At 51.2% G+C, this 19,284-nt stretch carries 10 protein-coding genes and 2 tRNA genes; 2 read left to right on the forward strand and 10 right to left on the reverse strand.

The genetic code is table 11. From position 1 onward, the window contains the following. Nucleotides 1-130: 130 nt before the first annotated feature. From HY774_12360 to HY774_12395, 8 genes are all read right to left on the reverse strand, one after another. Nucleotides 131-3,376, reverse strand: a complete 3,246-nt coding sequence (locus HY774_12360) for a lantibiotic dehydratase (protein MBI4749277.1) — start codon at nt 3,374-3,376, stop codon at nt 131-133. Between the two features lie 371 nt (nt 3,377-3,747). After that, nucleotides 3,748-5,964 carry a peptidase domain-containing ABC transporter gene (locus HY774_12365; GenBank protein MBI4749278.1) on the reverse strand — a complete coding sequence of 739 codons (2,217 nt, stop codon included), beginning with the start codon at nt 5,962-5,964 and terminating at the stop codon, nt 3,748-3,750. After that, nucleotides 5,957-8,167: a GAF domain-containing protein gene (locus tag HY774_12370; GenBank protein ID MBI4749279.1), complete on the reverse strand. Its 2,211-nt coding sequence runs from the start codon at nt 8,165-8,167 to the stop codon at nt 5,957-5,959. Before HY774_12370 ends, HY774_12365 begins: the two co-directional genes overlap by 8 nt. 187 nt (nt 8,168-8,354) lie before the next feature. Further along, nucleotides 8,355-9,638 (reverse strand): lanthionine synthetase C family protein, encoded by a 1,284-nt coding sequence (locus HY774_12375; protein MBI4749280.1) that lies wholly within the window; start codon nt 9,636-9,638, stop codon nt 8,355-8,357. Between the two features lie 631 nt (nt 9,639-10,269). After that, nucleotides 10,270-10,341: transfer RNA gene (locus HY774_12380), tRNA-Gly, on the reverse strand. Between the two features lie 161 nt (nt 10,342-10,502). Then, nucleotides 10,503-10,572 (reverse strand) — tRNA-Trp (locus HY774_12385). A 203-nt stretch (nt 10,573-10,775) separates the two neighbouring features. Further along, the gene (locus tag HY774_12390) at nt 10,776-12,008 is read right to left on the reverse strand and encodes an SDR family oxidoreductase (GenBank protein ID MBI4749281.1); all 1,233 of its coding nucleotides are present in this window, start codon (nt 12,006-12,008) and stop codon (nt 10,776-10,778) included. A 221-nt stretch (nt 12,009-12,229) separates the two neighbouring features. Continuing rightward, nucleotides 12,230-13,225 carry a hypothetical protein gene (locus HY774_12395; GenBank protein ID MBI4749282.1) on the reverse strand — a complete coding sequence of 332 codons (996 nt, stop codon included), beginning with the start codon at nt 13,223-13,225 and terminating at the stop codon, nt 12,230-12,232. A gap of 369 nt (nt 13,226-13,594) precedes the next feature. Here HY774_12395 and HY774_12400 point away from each other — a divergent pair, with 369 nt between their 5' ends. After that, nucleotides 13,595-16,042, forward strand: a complete 2,448-nt coding sequence (locus HY774_12400) for an ABC transporter permease (protein ID MBI4749283.1) — start codon at nt 13,595-13,597, stop codon at nt 16,040-16,042. Between the two features lie 337 nt (nt 16,043-16,379). Further along, nucleotides 16,380-17,588: an NAD(P)/FAD-dependent oxidoreductase gene (locus HY774_12405; GenBank protein ID MBI4749284.1), complete on the forward strand. Its 1,209-nt coding sequence runs from the start codon at nt 16,380-16,382 to the stop codon at nt 17,586-17,588. A gap of 37 nt (nt 17,589-17,625) precedes the next feature. Here HY774_12405 and HY774_12410 read toward each other — a convergent pair whose 3' ends face one another. Together HY774_12410 and HY774_12415 are read right to left on the reverse strand one after the other, a co-directional pair. Then, nucleotides 17,626-18,402 carry a prephenate dehydrogenase/arogenate dehydrogenase family protein gene (locus HY774_12410; GenBank protein MBI4749285.1) on the reverse strand — a complete coding sequence of 259 codons (777 nt, stop codon included), beginning with the start codon at nt 18,400-18,402 and terminating at the stop codon, nt 17,626-17,628. A 185-nt stretch (nt 18,403-18,587) separates the two neighbouring features. After that, nucleotides 18,588-19,241 carry a pseudouridine synthase gene (locus tag HY774_12415; GenBank protein ID MBI4749286.1) on the reverse strand — a complete coding sequence of 218 codons (654 nt, stop codon included), beginning with the start codon at nt 19,239-19,241 and terminating at the stop codon, nt 18,588-18,590. Nucleotides 19,242-19,284: the final 43 nt, after the last annotated feature.

Consider the following 19,284-nt stretch of genomic DNA (forward strand, 5'->3'; position numbering starts at 1 on the left):
ACTGGAGAGAACGAACCTGTTCCCGGTGGTAGCTCCCAAAACCTCGCAACCACCGGCTATCCGAACGGCAGCCCTCCGGGATGCTCAATCCAAATGCCTGATTCCCAAAAGAAAACGGGAAGTTGATTTTTTACAGTCCCTTAGCGTGTTTGGTGCGTGTTCGTGCCAGTTGGGATTCATAGAACCGCGCCAGGAATTCATAGAGCACCAGCTCTTGTGGACGCTGTGCCGAACGAAGCAGACGATTCACAAACATATGAACATAACTCCTGACCAGTCCGACAATTGGAATGGACAACCGCCCAGCCTGTTCCGCCTGTTTCAATTCAGCCATGAGAGGTTTCAACCCGCCTGACCAGTCACGCAAAATGGCGATTCCGTCACCCAGCGGACCTTCCAGACTTCGGGAAGTGAGCAAACTTTCCAGATTCCTTTTTTCCTGCTGATAGTTAGCCCCAAGTTGATGTTTGAGCCCGGTTGTATCGGCTTGAAACTCCTCGCCAAAGGCTTGTCGGCTTTGCTTCATCACCCATTCTTTTTGGTGGATATCCAGTCCAAAATCCGTCAAAAGCTGGTCAATGCCACATACTGTAAGCTTCCATCTGACGTCGGCGCCTTCATCTCCAGAGAGGAGTTCAAGGAGCTTTAACACGGCCTGGCTTTCGACACCAAAGATTTGCTCCGCCAGCACCATTCCTGTTGGCCCGCCATATCGGTCTACTTCCCGAACATAGGTATCCAACTGAATCCGCCAAATACGGCCATCCTCCACCAGTGGGTTGAGTGCTTGCTGCAGTCGAGGGAAGGCTTCGGTCAAAAGCTGATCTGGACGGCCATGGAATCGAAGGCGCAAATGCCAGTCCGGATCGCCGTACCGAATAAAAAACCACCGGTCAATCACACCCGACTGCGTCAACTGGCAAACCACGTCCCGAAGGACCTCATTCAAAATACGATCAGCCGTGGCCGTTCCAGTATAGAGTTTGAGATAGAGCCATTCCGACCCAGGCGGGAAACGATATTGAATATCCATCGGAAGCGTTTTCGGTGCAGGTCTTTTGGGGAGCGCTGCTTCTGGACGACGCACAAAAGGAATGATCAGTTCGTTGGTAAAAGCACCCTCTGGCCCCCTGACTGATTGATTTTCCGGACCAGCCAGCATCTCAATGATTCTTGCACTGGACCGCTTTTTCACCAGGTGGATAAACGTCTCAATGCTGAGGATATTTTCCAGGTCAATGGGGAGTTGATTATCTCCATCTTCCAGCAGAATCAGGCGTGGAACCTGGCGTTTGGCTCGCCATCGTTGCACGGCCAGAAAGAGCTGGCTGCCTTTGTGCGGTGTCAATTCCTTTAACTCTGCCTGAGTGACAAGCCATCGGGCCTTTGAAAGAACCAGTCGCCCGATTGAAACCCGTGGCAGGAATGAAGATTGCTCTAAAATGCCCCAATTCCATCCCAAATAGGGTGTGGTGCTCTGGGTTTGAAGTAAACAGAGAAACCGATAGACCCCCAGGCCCTGTGAAAAATTATGGGCACTGGTCAGTCGGGGGATTACTTCACGCCCAAGCTTTTTAGAGCGCAAAATGACCCGCCCGCCTCTCACGGTCACGACAAGGTCCGTTACTGGAATCTGGTCGTCAGTTGGAACACCGGATTGTCCGAGGTACGGGATTTCATACTGGCGCAAAACAGGACGCGAAAGAATATTGCCCAGTCGTCCTTCAGGCAGGTGCACAACTTCGGCCAACACTGCATCCGGTCGTAAAGCTTCTTCAGCTCGAAGGTGGTCTTCGACAAACTGGTGCAGCACCGGGTCGGCATGACAAAACCGGCCCAGCATCCTGGCACCGGACGGGCCATAAGCGCCGTTTAACACAAGCTGAAAATCTCCCTGCTCGACCGCTTCGCTTGAAGCTCCCATCAACGTCACCATGACCGCAAGTGCATCCGGGAGGTGAGCCGGAGTCCGGGACTTGAAGTGTTCAAGATCGCTGGGTTTGAGCACAATTTCTTGTTTCCCCTGTGCCAGTGACTGCTCCACCATTCGGAGCAAAAACCCGTGTCGGTTCCGCCATTGGACGGTTTCACTGTCAGCCATTGGAGAAAGGATCAAATTTTTGAGAAGTGGCGCCGCTTCGGCTTTCGGGTTGTGTGCGGTTTGAAAACTGATGCCCAGTTCTTCGTCCAGTATTTCGAGCAACGGGATTTCCTGTCCTTCTTCATATCGGGCAGTAAATGCAGTTCGAAATTGAGCCAGGGGATCCTGCGCTGGTGGTTCCGCCATTCGATGCAAAAGATCAATTGCGCTGGCCACTTCGTCCAACACATTTTGCCCCAACCTCAAGGTGGTTGAGGGCTTCACCATATCAACTTGAAACAGTCTCGGCAGATCAACTTTGGCCGGAAGCACTTTCAGTTCACTGGCAATCGCCTGGTATTGCTTCGAGTCAACGCCTAAACCATCAGCATCAATCTGGTTTAACTGGACCTGTACCCGCTCCAGACATTCGGCAATATAGTGGGTAACCGGGTGCTGACGAACCTGATCCATCAAGCTATACATTAACTCAGGTCCGGTGATGGTGGGGCTCAGTTGCGAAACAAGCAACTGATTTTGAATGAGTTGACGGATGTACTCCTGGGCTTCTTCAACCAGAATTTCCGAATCCAGATCAACAATGGTTTGAGCCAGAACGTCAATCGTGGCGCCTTCCCTGGCTTTGGTGAGAACCGCCTCCAGATAGTCTGAAGTCTCAACCGCAACCAGAAAATAAGAGCGCACCCTGTTTTCCAATCGGGTTTCGGCATATCGGATTCGTCCTGCCAGCGAGTAGAGACTTGAATTCGGGTAGTACCGAAGGCGGTCAGCCAGTGCCGGATCACGTTCGAGTTCCCCAACCAGGGTATACAAATAATCCATATCCAGTCGGGTGTGCCGGTGATAGGTCGCCTGGCTGTCCAGGTACAGATGGGTTTCCTCCCCGATGGTGCCCACCGAACACCCGGCAAACAACCCAAATGGCGTGGGGCGACAGGTCATGCGCGAAAAATATCGGACCAGGGCACGTTCGATGCCCTGTCCTTTTTCACTATCCGGCGACTGAAGCCAGCGTTCATATGCCTGATCCATATTTGGTGAGGCGACAAATAACGCGTCGCGAATTTCCGGTCGTGCATAGACTGACTGAATTTGCTCTCTGAGTGATCGGCGGTCAGTCAACAGTGCCTGCTCCAGTTGACTCAAGTCCTCAGTTGATGCCGAGGCCGTCACTTTCTGGCTCCAGGAGAGGAATTCATCAAATGGCAACAGTGGGGTTCTCATGGCAAAGAACCCGGAATGGGCATAAGAAATTTTTGGTGTGGGTGTTGTCATAATATCAGTTTGTAGTCAGTAGTCAGTAGTCAGTAGTCAGTAGTTCACTAAGTACAAGTCCCCATAAATAAAGGGTGGAAATTCGGTTACTCCGAATTGGTTTTCGCCCGGATGGGCGCCGGAGAATAGCCGGTGGCAAGTGTCGCTTTGGACACGCGGCCACCGGAAAGAGTCGCCATCAATGGGTCGCGCCCGGATGGGCGCTGGAAGCTGGTTCGGGTCTCGGTTCCCGTTGGATTTTAGGTTTCTCGCTCAGCAGTGTGGTCCAGCGCCCATCCGGGCGAAAACCAATTTTCTCCCAGCGGGCGGTTGAATTTCATCCCTCTTTTATGGGGAGTTGTACTAAGTTTATTTGATTGAACTATGAGCGCTTATGCGGCTTCCTGCTCCATTTGAGCAGCAATTAATTGACTATAAATTCCTTCCTGGGCAAGGAGCTGTTCGTGTGTCCCGTGTCCCACAATTCGGCCCTGGTCCATCACCACAATCAGGTCGGAATCCATAATGGTACTGAGTCGGTGGGCAATCACGATTCGAGTGCACTTGAGCGTAGCCAGATTCTGGTGGACCTGACTTTCGGTGATGGTGTCGAGTTCGCTGGTGGCTTCATCGAAAAAGAGAATTGCCGGACGATTGACCAGGGCCCGCGCGATGGCGATGCGTTGGCGCTGTCCACCGGAAAGGGATGTGCCTCCATCCATGAGCAAGGTTTCGTACCCCATCGGCATCGCCAGAATATCATCGTGAATACAGGCCAGTTTGGCAGCTTCCATAATGGCCGGGAGGGGGAGGGTCGGATTGGCAATACCGATATTGGATCGAATTGAATCTCCAAAGACATAGGGACGCTGGGTGATGATTCCCAGTTGATTGCGAACCGAATGCAGATCCAGTCCTGAAAGGTCAGCTCCATCAAACAGAATGTGGCCTGAGGTAGGTTGGTAGAGCCCAAGCATCAATTTGGCAAGGGTTGATTTCCCAGCTCCCGAACGTCCAACCAGAGCTACTTTCTGTCCAGCTTGAATGTTGAGTGAAACGCCATCAACCACCAGCGGCGAGAGTGACCCATAGCGAAAGGAAACATTTTCCAGCGTGATGCGCCCGTGCAAGGCCGGTGCTCGCACAACCTGACTGAAATCCTGCTCGGGAGAGGTCTTGAGAACATCTTCGATTCGTTCGATATAGCTTCCTAAAACCTGAAACTGCAAACAGGTGGAAATCAAGGTTGAGAGCGGCCCCAAAAATCCAATCGCCAGTGCGTTGAGTGACAACATCGTTCCCAATGTCATGTGCCCATTCAAAACCTGCCCGCCGCCGACCCACAGAATAATCATCGGAGACGCTGTCCGGAGCGTGTTCATCAATGAGTCAACGGTCGCGCTAAATCGTCCGCGTTCGAGGGACACGTTCATTTCATCAACAAATAAATTTGACCAGCGTTCAATCGCCCGGTTTTCAACACCACTTGATTTCAAAGTTTCAATACCAGCCAATATTTGGACCACATACCCCTGGGTTCGAGCCTGCATCTGCAAATGTTGGGTCATCAGTTCCTGAGTGCGGTGGCGGGAAAACCAAAAGACCCCGACCTGCACCAGCCCCAGAGCCAGAACCAGCGCCCCCAGGGTTTGATCCGCAGTGAGCAGGATAATCAGGTACAGACTGACCAGGGCGCCATCCAGGGCGCCAGAAAGGGCTCCTGACGTCAGGATTTCGCGAATTGTGGCATTGCTGTTGAGCCGCATCATCAAATCGCCGGCTGATCGGATTTGAAAGTAGGCAAAGGGCAATCGAACCAGATGGTCAAGAAATCCAACTGTCATTTGGGTATCCAGGACCGTTCGCAGGTTCAGGAGCAAATGAGCCCGGATCAAGGACGATAAAAACGAAAAGAGAATCACCCCGCCCAATCCGATTCCGAGCACTTCGAGGAGATACCCATCACCTCGTGGGATGACCCGATCCACCAGAATCCCGGTGATGAAGGGTACCGCCAGGGCAAAAAATTGGATTAAGAGTGAAGTCACCAGCAACCTCGAAATCAGCCCGGAATGTCCCAAAACCCGGCGCACATATCCCCAAAAAACATTTGACTCCTTTTGCGAGGTCTGGAACTCATCACATGGTTCAAACTCAAGCACCACGCCGGTAAAAGATTTGTTAAATTGTTCCAGTGGTATCCGGCGTCTCCCCGAAGCTGGGTCAATAATATCAACTCCGGTTGTGCGCAATTTTTCAAAGACGACAAAGTGACTGAATTCCCAATGCAGGATCGAGGCAGGTTTTAAGTAGTCAAGATCTTCCACCTCAACTTTGACACCTCGACCACGCAACCCATACCAGCTCCCAGCTTCAATAATTGCCTGAGCATTGAGCCCATCCCGGTCAACCCCGGTGGCTTCCCGAATCTCATCAACCGATATCTGTTTGCCATGATAGCCAAGTACCATGGCCAGACAGGCCGCTCCACATTCAATACCCGTCAATTGCTGGATATAGGGAATGTGTTGTGGCTGAAACATTTGGCCAAGTTTGAGCAGGGCCGGGTATTGTGCTTTGAGTGAATCAACGGACTGAGGTTTATTCATGTGAGTTGTCAAAGAGGTTTTTGAGCCACGGGGCCAGGGTAAAGATGATCCGCTCCGTCCGAACCGGAACTTCCACCACGCCCTGCATGCCGTCATAGTAATCATAGATTTTCCCATCGGTGGTAAAAGTCGCTGAGGGAATCTGCCCACGAACCAGAATGACTGGTCCCTTCATTTCCAGGGTGTCGGCGATTTCCTGGCCCAGATAGCGCTTCATTTCATTGGGGCCGATGACTTCATCGCTGATGGATTCAATGGTGAGGTACTGATAGGCGTATTTGTAGCCGCTCGGTTCAAGCCGAAGGCTCGTGCCAGTTTTGAGCAGCGGGCGGAAATGGCCGGGTAAAATGGCAATCACCGACAGGCCCGGTTTTTCATCCGAAAGGGTCAAGAGTGATTCACCGGGTGACAGATGCTGGTTTGGGCGGACCCGAATATCGCGAATCACACCCGACCGTGGGGCTTTGACCAGCCGCGCTTCCAACTGACTTTCAATTGATTCCTTTTGAGCCCGAAGTGCGGTTAATTCCTGCTGAAGCGCTGGATTATTCGGTTCGCTCAGGCTTTTGGCCAACTGGACCTGGTATGTTTTTTGAACCTGCTCAAGGGCTGCTGCCTCCTGGTCGTCATAAAACCGCACCAAAACCTGATGGGCTTCCACTTTCTGGCCAGGTTGAACCTGAATGGATTTCACCATGCCGGCTGAAAGTGCGGTCAGATCCGTCCGGTTGTTGACCCGAACAATCGCTGGGCCCGTTGCATATTCATTGATTCGACCAACCGAGAGATATCCCACCCCGGTCAGAAATACCGTTACCAGCAACCAGTACACCCAGCCTACCCAGGCGGGTGACAATCGGAGAAGACTGCCCGTGTCCTTCATGCCTGCCGCATGGGCTTCAAGTGCCTGCTTCCGAAAGATCTCTTCAGATGGTGAGGTGGCATTTGACCGCCGGCGGGCTGAAAACGCCTCAAAGCGATTCTGGAGCATGAGTTGGGTACACATCGGCGCCAACTGGCTTGCCAAAAGATTCAGGATTTGAAACTGGTCATCCGTAAAGGCTGGTCGGTTTTCATCTCGAATCGCCACCAGTACGGCCAGAACTTCCCCTTGAGCATCTTTTACCGGTTCAGCTAAAAACGATTCCGTTCCTTTGCCCTGTGGATCATCCAGTTTGGGGTAATAGCGGGCATCACTCCGAACATCTTGTGTCAGGTGGATGGCTAACCCGGTTCCAGCAACATACCCAATCAACCCGATACTGGAGTCCCAATTTTGGGCATCACCTTCTCGCTGACCTGGAGCAGAGAGTTTTCGCTCTACGGCCTGATACATCCAGCACGCCGCCCGGTTGGCCTCAAGGAGTTCTTCAATCGCCTGAGTCGCCACCTGGCACAAATCTTCGGCACGGGTTTGCCGCATCAACCGCTGAACATGTGGTGCAATGTTCTGCATCTTGACTGCCCGCCGAACGAGGTCCAGTTCAAGCTGAAAATCAGACAGCACTGTTTTCCAATAAAACTTCACCGCACTGGCGACAATAGTCAAAAAGGTATCTGGCGCACCTGTATTCCTGAGGGTATAAAAGATTTTTCCCAGCTTTGCTTCAGCCATACCTTCTGAGGTGGAGTCATCCACAAGCAGAAGTTTGACCTCTCGATTGACCGGTGAATTGGCGCCATTCCAATGGGCAATACCGGAGTTGGAATGTTCCAGGCTGGCCTGATCAACAATGACAAGTGTAACTTCGTTGTTTTGGAGGATTTCTCCTGCCTCCTGAAGTGTTTGAATTGTTATCGGGAAATACTGATCCTTGAGGAGATTTCGAATCCAGGCCACCGTATCCAGATTCTCACTGACAACCAGAACTTTCGGCGGGTAGCACACCAAAAGCGGCTCAAGGTTTGACTCCTGTGATTCGTGATTGAGAAATTGAATTCCGGCCAGATGATAGTGAGGAACATCTGGTGAATAAATCCATCGAACAACGGCATTCAGACAAATTTGATTGGCAGCGAAGGAGCAATGATAGGTAACGGTCAGATTTTGGAGAGGAGTAATCTGAAGTTCGTCCTCAACGGGGATGGCGAGCACCATCCCTGCCCGGCTGATATTCCAAATCAAACCGGTGAAGGACTGTCCTTCTGAATCAATTTCAATCTGACACCTTAAAAGGCTTGAAATTTCAGGCCGCGCAATCATTTGTTTTTACTTTCAGATCAATATCGTGGGAGCGGCAGATTGACGCCGCTTTCACTCTCACCGATTTACGATTGAATCTCTGTTATACCAGTTTGTAGTCAGTAGTCAGTAGTCAGTAGTTCACTAAGTCTATTTGATTGAATTACTTGACTATTTTCTAATGCAAGGATTCCATTCCAAAATGGTATTACTTCAACCGTATAGAACCTCGTGGGGGAACAGACGCCAGCAGCAGGCGATCCCAGTCAGGTGTGACCGACGTTGTGGCCGCCAGCAAGGCCAGGCCAATTCCACTTGCTCCAGTCAGAAAATTTGGATCGGGGATCAACCCGAACTCACCATTTTCGGCTGGTAAGTATGAAAAGAACCCGCCAATTCCTTCTCCAGGCTGCCGCAGATGCAAGGTATGTTTAAACCACTGGCAGGCAGCCTGTTTTAGCCGGGTATTTCCCGTGGCCTGGTACATTCGATTCAACAAATGTGCCAGTCCAGCCGCACCATGGCAAAGGCCGGCATCTATAACGCCTGACTGGTCATAGGTCCGATTGGCGGCCTGTAAAGCAATTTCAATGGCCTGGTGCTCCCAGACAGATTCATCAACACTTCGAGCCGCCAGAAGCAAGGCGGTTGCAATTCCTAAATCGCCATAACACCAGGCAGTTCGGACCGGAGCTGCGGGTTCACCCGGTATCATCCACCCTGGAAAAATGGATTTTGATTGATCAGCCAGTTTCTGAGCCAGCATCCACTCCACGGCACCATCGAGTAATCGCTTTGCTCTTTTGACCTGATTTCCGGACTGACAGATTTGTCCAAGCAATCCGATTACACCAGGGACACCATGCGCAACTCCCAGATTGTAATAGCCTTGTGGATAGAGTTTCTGCTGGTTGGCGGTAAGCATTGTGGGTGTTGTAAACCAGGTAATTCCCTGGGGTGAAACCTGGGCCAGTCGTTCTAAATGACCCAGGATCAAATCGAGGCACTCCAGAGCAACCGGGCGTGATCCCCGCTCAAGGACATAGACGCCCAGGCCAACCAGCCCGCCAATCAAATCATAGGTCTTGTGCCAGTCGGGTTGGCTGAGATATTCAAGCAGTACCTGGTCAATTTCTTCATTGAGATCGGCGTCATTTTCAAGGCCAATTCCAAGATTCTGAATATGTTCCGCAACCCAGGCAACTTCGGTGAAACCACCATACAGTTGTTCGGTAAGTGTTTGAGTCGCTAAAATATCAATAGATTGGTCCAGCCAGTCCAACGCCAGTGATTGATTGGTCTGACTCGGAAATGATTTCGTCAAATACGCCAGAAAGAGTGCACTGCCCGCCTTGCGTGAAAAAGAACTTCCCTGAGACGGGGCAATCTGCGGGGCGGTCAGGTCAGCCACAATGGATTGGATGGCGTCCTGTGCCTGGGCATTGAGTTCCCCGTCGAGTATTGGCAGCCAGGTTTGGGTTAAGGTTTCCATAAGTAAAAAAGAATCAAGATTGTAATAAATCGGCGATTTCATGAGGCTGGCGGTAACAAAAATGTGCCACCAATTGGGTGGGCGGCTACCCTGCCAGTTCGCAGCTCAGGCTTGGAACGCACTTCGGCTTAACCAGAAACACGTATGACGGGTTCCCACCCACCCTGTTGTCATTAATTTTGCTTTTCCCTGGGTCCGGTTTTAGAAGGTTCCGGGGAAGCAATTTTCAGTGCAGAGAATAAGTGTATTGCACTCACCACAATAGCTAGGACAAGTCTCCGTTTCATGCGGAACACAAGTCTGACGAGGCGTGGTTCCACCACCCGCAACCTGCTTTAATTCAGAGCTTTGAAGTACTTTGATGGTTTCTTTTTTCAGGTGCAGCTTTTTGACGGTGTTGCGGGACTGGTTATTGGTATCGTTCGAATGCATGACAAGAAAACTCCTTCATAATGGTTAGATTGATGTGAAAATGACGTGAAAATAAACTAAGAGTGTTTTTTCATCGCCTGGCTGAGCGTAAGAGCTTTGACCGGGTCTAAGCCCTGTCTTTTCTCTGCTCGCCACTCAGTGACATCATTTCCGGATCCATTACAGGAAATTTTTAATAAATTCTCTTGCCTTGAAATGAGTGTGGCGGCGGGAATCGAACCCGCATCTCCAGCTTGGTGAACTGGTGCTCTACCTGTTGAGCGACGCCACTGGCGGCGGACCGAGTCGAACGGCCTCTCCCGGTATAGCACACCGGCCTCTTCCGTAGAGGTACACCACCATAATCTTTGATTTGTTTGCAGGGTGGCGGCGGGAATCGAACCCGCATCACCAGCTTGATGAGCTGGTGCTCTACCTGTTGAGCTACGCCACTGGCAGTGGGCCGAGTCGAACGGCCTCCTCCAGTTTTGGAGACTGGCCTCTTCCGAAGAGTTACACCACCAATCGCAAAATAAACGCTCAAATGTGTTTTCACAAGCCTTTTGATTTAAGGGAGTCGGATGGAAATATCATACCACCAGGGCTCAGGGCTTGGGGCTGAGGGCTGAAGACTTCGGGCTGAAAAATTGGTTTTATTTCATCCCTCATCCTTCATCCCTCATCCCTTCAATTGCCCCGAGCTTGCGAGTCTTCAGCCCCGCCTCATCACCACGGATGTTCTTTATAATCTTTGAGGAATTTGCCTTTGATTTTTTCTCCGGTGAGTTCAAAGGTATAAATTGGATCACAAATCCGGGCGGCGGCATCAACCCCATCAAGCGACGGCCCCAGGTCGCGCTCCTGCATCTCCATCGCACGTTGGAGCGGCTGCTGGAAGCTTACCCAACCGGGATCAACGGCATTCATCAAAATATCGCGACTGGCATATTCTTTCGCACAGGTTTTGGTAAACATATTGAGCGCCGCTTTGGCCATATTAGTGTGCGGGTGCTGGGCGCGTTTTTTTGGATGGCTGAAATTGCCTTCAACCGAAGTGACGTTGACGATGTATCTGGCTTTGGCCGGGCTGGCTTTGAGGAGCGGCTTTAACCGGCTGCACAGCAGAAACGGCGCCATGGCGTTGATTAAGAAAACTTCGACCAGTTCGACTACCGACACTTGATGATCCAGCAATTGCCAGCTATTGCGGCTTCTGAGATCCAATCCCTGTTCTGGGAATTCTGATTTATCCAGGAGTTCAGGAATTTTGGTTTCACTGTCCATTTTTTCATACAACTGGAGAATGGATACCAACCCTGAATTTGCACTCACCAGCGGGCCAAACATTGAATTGGGAACTGAGGTCATTCCGGTGGGGTGCTCTATCTGATAGACCAGATGGTTTGGGTGACCAGTCATTTTTTCCACTGTGAGCACCTTTTGGATTTCGGGTGGCAGGTCTGAATTTGGAAGGCACTCAAGTTTGAGTAGCGGGCGATACTGTTCGGGGTCCCGGCGAACGGTTTGAGCCGCGTTGTTTATGAGAATGTCCAGGTGCGGTGTGGCTTCAAACAGTTTGAGCAGAAGCCATTCGAGACTGCTCAACACCCGAAAATCAGCTCGCAGGATTCGCAACCGGGGAGACCATTCCTGAAAATCCGGCTCCAGGGCAAATTGCTGGGCGGCATTCCGGGTAAACCGGGTTGTTCCGTAAACGGTGGCGCCGTCACGGAGCAGTTTCAACGCCACCTGACGGCCAATTCCCACCCGCACACCGGTTACGAGTGCAATCCGACCCTGTAAATCAGCCCGCTGGTTACGTTTGGAAAGATTGAATTCGCCGCAAGCCGGGCACATCCGCCGGTAAAAATGGTGGATTCCAGCTAATGGGTTTCGGCAAATATAACAACCTGGAAGCTTTGGAGTTTTGTTATTTTCAGTTGGTTGATGATCTTTCAATGAAAAGACTCCTTGAATTCTGAATGACATCGAACTCATTTTCCCAACTCTCATCTTGACCGGGCAAGCCTTAAAACCGGCATCTGGTTTATGAAAAGAAGAAAGCCAGCCGACAATCTGTAAAAATTGCCGGCTGGCTTTTCGTTTCTCATCATTCGTCTTACAACTCACCTGCTCAGGCAGTGGTTCTGACTACTCGCTATTCGCTACTTCGCTGATTTCTAATTGCTCACCGATGGCGTGTCTTCGGTGTCAATCCCTGGAATGAGGTTTTCAACTCCCCAGTTGGTGCCATCAAAGCGGCGGATATACGCCCGATAACTGCTGTCGCCCTTGTAGGTGATATACAAATCTTTCCCCAGCCGGAACAGGCACGGGCCATCTGATGAATTCCCATCTGAAATGACCGCTTCTGATGTCCACTGGCTGCCATCGAGCCGTTTCCAATAGAGCCGCGAAGAAGAATCGCCTTTGTAGGCCAGAAAGACCTTGCGTTTATAGCACCCAAGTGTCGGTGAGCTATTGGTTCGGGCTTCTGGAACTTCGGTCTCTTCTGTCCAGTTTGTGCCGTTAAAGCTGCGGAAGAAGATGCGCCCCGAGGAAACGCCCCGATGCGCCAGATACAGGATGTTGTTGCAGACAGTGACCGATGGAGCCGCAAGCGAACCAGCGTCTGGAACCCGGTTTTCACTTGACCAGTTGGTGCCGTCAAACGTCCGGTAATAAACGTTGGTGCTGGACTGGCCTTTGTAGAAGATCATGAGTGTTTTTCGAAAAACCACCAGGGCGGGTGAATCACTGGTGGCGGCATCCGAAATACCCACCTCGGGATACCAGAATACGCCTTCTTTGTAGCGGAAGAAAACTTGATCGGAGTTAGTGCCTTTATAGGCCAGATAGAGTCGGTCACCCAGCGGCGCGACGTCAGGTGCCACATCGGTCAGGGCATCGGCCACCGGTTCGCTGGCGGACCAGAACGAGCCATCCCAGGTGGCGACTTGAACTCGCCGCTCAACCACCGGTTTATAAGCCAGATAGACACGGTTGACTTTGGATAGTGCGGTATCGTCAGGGCCTGGTTCATGCTCCGTTTGGGCCAGGGCCGGTGTAGGAACCGCCATCAATCCAACAATCAAAGCGGTCGCCAGAAGGTGAAGTTTTTGTTTTGAGGAAAAGGGGTTGAAAAGGGCCGAAAAAAAGGCGGCAAGGTGAATCATAGGTCAAACTCCAACGTGTTTTGATTGTGGCGGAAGGGAAAATCAGACCAACTGGATAGGTTTCAGATCCTAACGCCTGAGTTGCACAGGAAAGTTTTCCAGGATCCCGGCTGCAAAATAGGGGCATTTTGTCACCCTGTCACCCTGTCACCTTGTCACCCTGTCACCTTGTCACTTTCGCGTCCCTGGTTTGAAACAAAAGCATCCCACAACCGAACATTTCGTTACTGGCATTTTTTGACAAGCATCCCACCAGGCCGAGACTGTACTGGTTTATTGCGATCAGGCACAGGTGTTGCACAATACTCACGGCTTCCAAAACCACCTCACTCCTCAATCACAATCCCAATCTTTTTTGGAGATCCCGCCATGCACACCCTTTGGAGAGATATTCGCTACGGATTTCGCACGCTTCTCGCCCGACCTGGTTTTTTTCTGGCCGCCATTGTCACCATTGGCCTTGGAATTGGGGCCAACACGGCGGTTTTTAGTGTCATCAACGCTGTTTTGCTGCGCTCTTTACCCTACCCTGAGCCGGAACGACTGGTCATTTTGACTGAATCAACCGGGGCGGATGCCAAACCCGTGGCTTTTCCAAATTTTCTGGATTGGCGGAAGCAATCACAATCCTTCGAACAACTAACGGCTTATTCCGCGACCGACTTCACACTTTCAGGCATTGAACAGGCCGAACGGATTGATGGTGAACTGGTTTCAGATGGGTATTTTGATTTGCTGGGGATGAAAGCCGGGATCGGTCGAACTTTTTCACCCGAGGAAACCACTGTTCGAGGTACGCATTCGGTGGTGTTGATCAGCTACCAGAGCTGGAAGAACCGGTTTGGCGGCGATGTGTCCGTGCTTGGAAAAGTCATCAAGCTCAACGAAGTCCCCCTGACCATCATTGGCGTGATGCCCGAAAGTTTTAAAGGTTTTTCAGGTGCGGCTCAGGTCTGGGTGCCGATGATGATGCGGGATGCACTCTGGCCACAGGTTGCCAAATATGACTTTCTCGGCAATCGCGACATCCACTGGCATCGTGTGATTGGGCGATTAAAGCCTGCCGTGACAGTTGAGCAGGCTCACGGCGAAATGGAGCGAATTGGTGTTGGTCTGGCTCAAGCCTATCCAAAAGAAAATGCCAATCGCGGGATTTTTGTTTTTTCAGCCAAGGAACGGCTGATCGGCAATATCAGGCCAACCTTGTGGATGCTCTTCGGAGCGGTTGGATTCATCCTCTTGATTGCCTGTTCCAATGTCAGCAATTTGCTGCTGGCCCGGGCGGTGTCTCAAACCCAGGAAACAGCAATTCGAATGGCGCTGGGTGCCGCCCGAAGCCGGATTCTTCGGCAAATCCTGACTGAAAGCCTGATGTTATCGCTGGTCGGAGGCAGTTTAGGCGCCGTGATCGCCTATAGCGGCATTGATCTCCTGATCAAATATTTGCCGATTGAATTGCCGAAGTTCGCGGCGGTGCGGGTAGACTGGCAGGTGTTAGGCTTTACTCTGTTTGTTTCAACCGGCATCGGGCTGACCGTTGGTTTGTTTTCGTCACTGGCCCAGTCAAATCTCAACCTGACACAAGCCTTGAAAGAGAACCTCCGTGGGACCGGAACCGGCTCTCACCGACACCGGGTACGAAACATTCTGATTGTGGGTGAAATCGCGCTGGCGCTCATGCTCACGATTGGCGCTGGATTGTTGTTGAAAAGCTTTCAACAGTTGCAATCCACCAAACTCGGATTCAACCCCGATAACCTGGCGTTACTCAGGTTTGATGTGCCAGCCGAGGCTTACAAGGGAGATTCACGGCCCCTAGTCGGTCAGCGATTATTGGAGGCAATCAACCAGGTGCCGGGCCTGGAGTCAACCGCGATTACCTTCACGGATTTGTTTTTGTGGAATGGGATCAATCGGGGGTTTACCATTGAAGGAAAACCGGCGGTGCTTCCAAGTGAAGCCGACACCGTTTATTTTCATGACATTAGCCCAAACTTTTTCAACACCCTGCAAGTTCCATTTGTCGCTGGCCGGGATTTCACCCTGCAGGACAATCAACAGCAGCCGCTGGTGGCCATCGTGAGTGAATCATTTGCCCGGAGGTATTGGCCGGCGGGTGATGCGCTGGGGAAACGCGTGAAGTACGGTCCGGCTGATTCGAAACAAGCCTGGATTTCAATTGTGGGGATCGTTAAAGATGCCAAATATCAAGACCTTCGTGAAAATCCAGCCGAAAGTCCGGTGGTCTACGTCCCGTTATTGCAAAGCGAAGTTGTGGTCAGTCTCAATCTTGTCGCCCGAACTAAAGGTGACCCGGCGGGCGTGATGGCGGGCCTCAAGGAAGCCATTCGTCAATTTGATCCAAATTTGCCGGTGTACAATTTCACGACGGTTGAAGCCCGAATTTCCGATCAGGCTGGTGAAACCCGAGCCTACGCCTTTTTGATGAGCGCCTTTGCTGTGGTAGGCGTGGCACTGGCATTGATTGGAATTTATGGACTCGTCGCCTACGCCGTCACCCAACGGCAATATGAAATCGGGATTCGGATGGCCCTTGGGGCACAACGCAGTTCAGTGCTAAACCTCATTTTGACCAGCGGATTGCGATTATCGGTTATTGGGATTGCCATTGGAGTGGTGGGCGCCGTCCTGCTGTCTCGATTTCTCGCTACCTTGTTATTTGAGGTCAGTCCAACCGATGTGGGGACTTACGTGTTGCTCTCGGGTGGATTGATTGTGTGTACGGCCCTGGCCTGTTTGGTCCCAGCCTTGCGCGCCACCCGGATTGACCCGCTGCGTGCCCTCCGGTGTGAGTGAAGATTGAGGGGTTCGGGGTTCGGGGTTCGGGGTTCGGGGTTCGGGGTTCGGGGTTTCGAAAGGGATCTGGTTCAAAGCAACGGCGACTCTACACGATCTCGGTCCCTTTCGTCCTTTTCGTCCTTTTTGTCCTTTTGTCTTTTACCCTAAACCCTAAATCCCATTCGCGCCCGGATATTGGCGTGCAAATCAAAAAGTCCCCTGAATTTGGTTTACCTTGTGTTTTGAGTTTGTTTTCCATATTTTACGAATGCCTTTCCGTTTTCTCTGCCGTTTCCGAATCCTTTCGTCTCTATAAGCTCACACCATAACTCAAAACCCTGAGGTGAAATCCAGCATGTCAGCTTCAACAGATCATTACAAAATAGTCATTGTCGGTGGCGGTAGCGCCGGCCTGACCGTGGCTTCCCGTCTATCAAAAAGTATTGCGGGTCACACCGATCATCCCCAAATGGCTATCATCGAACCTTCAACCAAACATTATTACCAGCCACTCTGGACACTGGTTGGAGCGGGCGTTTTTCCAAAGGAAGTCACCGAACGCGAGGAGGCCGATTTCATTCCGCCAGGGACAAAATGGATTCATGACGGGGTGGCGTCCTTTTATCCTGAAGAAAATTATGTTGTGACCCAGAATGGAAAGCAGGTTGGATATGACTATTTGATCGTCGCTCCAGGTATCCAGCTTGATTGGGAGAAGGTAAAAGGCTTGAAAGAAGCTGTCGGCAAAAATGGAGTGTGCAGCAACTACTCTTACGGAACGGTTAATACGACCTGGGAAAACATCAAAGCGTTCCCAGGAGGCACGGCGATCTTTACCCAACCGCCACCGCCGTTTAAGTGTGGTGGCGCCCCGCAAAAAATTATGTACCTGGCCGATGATTATTTTCGTCAGTCGGGCGTCCGGGACAAAACAAAGATTATTTATGCCTCAGCCGCAGCAACCAGTTTTCAGGTGAAAAAGTATGCTGATTCAATGGATCGAGTCATTGCCCGCAAAGGCATTGAGACCAAATATCGTCATAATCTGATCGAGATTCGATCTGAGAAAAAAGAAGCGATCTTTCAGCATCTCGATACTCAAGAAATCGTCACGATGCACTATGACATGATCCACGCGACCCCGCCGCAATCAGCTCCGGATTTCATCAAGCGCAGTTCGCTGGCCAACGAAGCCGGCTGGGTAGATGTCAACAAAGAAACCTTGCAGCACGTGCGCTATCCCAACATTTTCAGTTTGGGTGATGCCAGCAGCCTGCCGACTTCAAAAACCGGGGCGGCCATTCGGAAACAATCTCCGGTTCTGGTGCGCAATCTGATAGCGATGATGCGTGGAAAGCCACTGCCTGCCCGGTACACGGGCTATACCTCCTGCCCACTTGTGACAGGCTATGGCAAGCTGGTGATGGCTGAGTTTGATTATGATCTGAACCCTCAGGAGAGCTTCCCCATTGATCAATCCAAAGAACGCCTCAGTATGTATCTCGTCAAAAAGTATGTGTTACCCGAACTCTACTGGCACGGGATGCTCAAAGGGCGGGCGTAATGAAAGTGGGCTGAAGCATTTGGATTGATTCAATTCTTCAGGCTTCATTCTTCGGGCTTGAATCAATCGAAGTGACAATCTCAGTCAGGCTTTTCAGAAAATCCCGGCGGATGGCTTCGGCAAAAGGATTCTCACGTTGGATGGTTTGAAAAAGCGCCTCGGAATCATTGCCAAGCAATTTTTCGATGTCCAGCAAATGGCGATAGGCAACCGTTTCAAGTTCGAGCTCAGGGATTTTGAGTGCGTGCATGGTTTTCCCAACCAGGTGGGTCAATGCCTGCACATACGCCATTGCCTGGTCATGCGCTTCGGGGCTTGTTTCAATCACTTGCAAGCCAAGCTGAGTCGAAAGGAACTCAGTAAAACAGGTAAATCGAGAGCTGCGCACCGGACAGCAGGCAATCTGCAATCCCTGAATTCCATGTTTTCCACTTTCAGGACCAAAGAGCGGGTGGGTGGCAATAATTTCAACCTCTGGGGGAAGATAGGACCTCATCAACTCAACTGGTTTGACTTTGACGGATGACACATCAAAGACCAGTGTCCCCGGAATAAAATGCGACCTGATCTCGTTGAGAACTCCCTCAAGAAACTGGACTGGTACGGCCAGACATACCAGCTCCTGAGCCAGGGCTTCCTCACGGGTTCCCCATCGAATACCCAATGAATGAGCCACCTGGGTCTGATCGGCTATGTCCCAAACTGAAATTGAAAAATATGGAGACAAGGTCCTGGCCATAAATTGACCAAAACTGCCAAAGCCAAGAATCCCAAGTGTGGTTGGGTGAGGTGAATGATCAGGATGATTGTTCATTGAAAAATCCCAGGATGTGGATTGAAGTCAGTCGTCAGTCGTCAGTCGTCAGTCGTCGAGTGTTGGGATTTTGAATTGCCTGTCAAGTGTGTTTGGTTCTATGTGTGTTATGCCACTTTGGAATGAAAGACTCGTGTTAGAAAACAGCCAACTAATTCAGCTAAATGAACTTAGCGAACTACTGACTACAAATTTTCAAGTTCAAGCCGGGTGGTTGGGCAAGTCACCTCCAACCACTCTCCCGGTGCCAAGGTTCCAAGCGACCAGGGGCCGATTTGGCTCCGGATCAACCGCAAGGTTGGCAACCCGACCGCCGCTGTCATTCGCCGCACCTGCCGGTTGCGACCTTCGCAAATGGTCAGTTTGAGCCACGAGGTTGGAATGTTTTTTCGCTCCCGGATGGGCGGCACGCGTGGCCACACCTCCGGGGGAGAAATCGCTTCAACCTGCGCCGGTCGCGTCATCCCATCCTTTAACCAAACGCCTGACCGTAGCTTTTCAATCTGCTCATTCGTCGGAAGTCCTTCCACCTGAACCAGATATGTTTTGGCCAGTTTATTTCTGGGATGTGCAATCAGGTGCTGGAGCTTCCCCAAACTGGTCAGGATCAACAGACCTTCGCTGTCATAATCCAGCCGCCCCGCTGGATAAATGTCGGGAATGGACAGGTAACGAGCCAGGGTCGTCTTCCCTGTATCATTTGAGAACTGGCTCAGGACCTGAAATGGTTTGTTGAGCAAAATCAATCGGGCTGAGGCGGGTCCACCCTTTTGAGGATTGGATCGAACTTGAGCCTGGGGAACTTTCATCCTGGATGAAACGGGTTTGCGAGCGTGCATGATGACAATTACGAACGGTGGAGGCATTTGAAATCAGTCAGGA

Source organism: Acidobacteriota bacterium (assembly GCA_016208495.1).
Classification (GTDB): domain Bacteria; phylum Acidobacteriota; class Blastocatellia; order Chloracidobacteriales; family Chloracidobacteriaceae; genus JACQXX01.

Bases quoted from the DNA above. Each gene is read 5' to 3' on its own strand.
- HY774_12415 (MBI4749286.1), bottom strand. From the start codon at position 19,241: ATGCACGCTCGCAAACCCGTTTCATCCAGGATGAAAGTTCCCCAGGCT.
- HY774_12365 (MBI4749278.1), bottom strand. From the start codon at position 5,964: ATGAATAAACCTCAGTCCGTTGATTCACTCAAAGCACAATACCCGGCC.
- HY774_12360 (MBI4749277.1), bottom strand. From the start codon at position 3,376: ATGACAACACCCACACCAAAAATTTCTTATGCCCATTCCGGGTTCTTT.
- HY774_12410 (MBI4749285.1), bottom strand. From the start codon at position 18,402: ATGAACAATCATCCTGATCATTCACCTCACCCAACCACACTTGGGATT.
- HY774_12370 (MBI4749279.1), bottom strand. From the start codon at position 8,167: ATGATTGCGCGGCCTGAAATTTCAAGCCTTTTAAGGTGTCAGATTGAA.
- HY774_12395 (MBI4749282.1), bottom strand. From the start codon at position 13,225: ATGATTCACCTTGCCGCCTTTTTTTCGGCCCTTTTCAACCCCTTTTCC.
- HY774_12400 (MBI4749283.1), top strand. From the start codon at position 13,595: ATGCACACCCTTTGGAGAGATATTCGCTACGGATTTCGCACGCTTCTC.
- HY774_12375 (MBI4749280.1), bottom strand. From the start codon at position 9,638: ATGGAAACCTTAACCCAAACCTGGCTGCCAATACTCGACGGGGAACTC.
- HY774_12405 (MBI4749284.1), top strand. From the start codon at position 16,380: ATGTCAGCTTCAACAGATCATTACAAAATAGTCATTGTCGGTGGCGGT.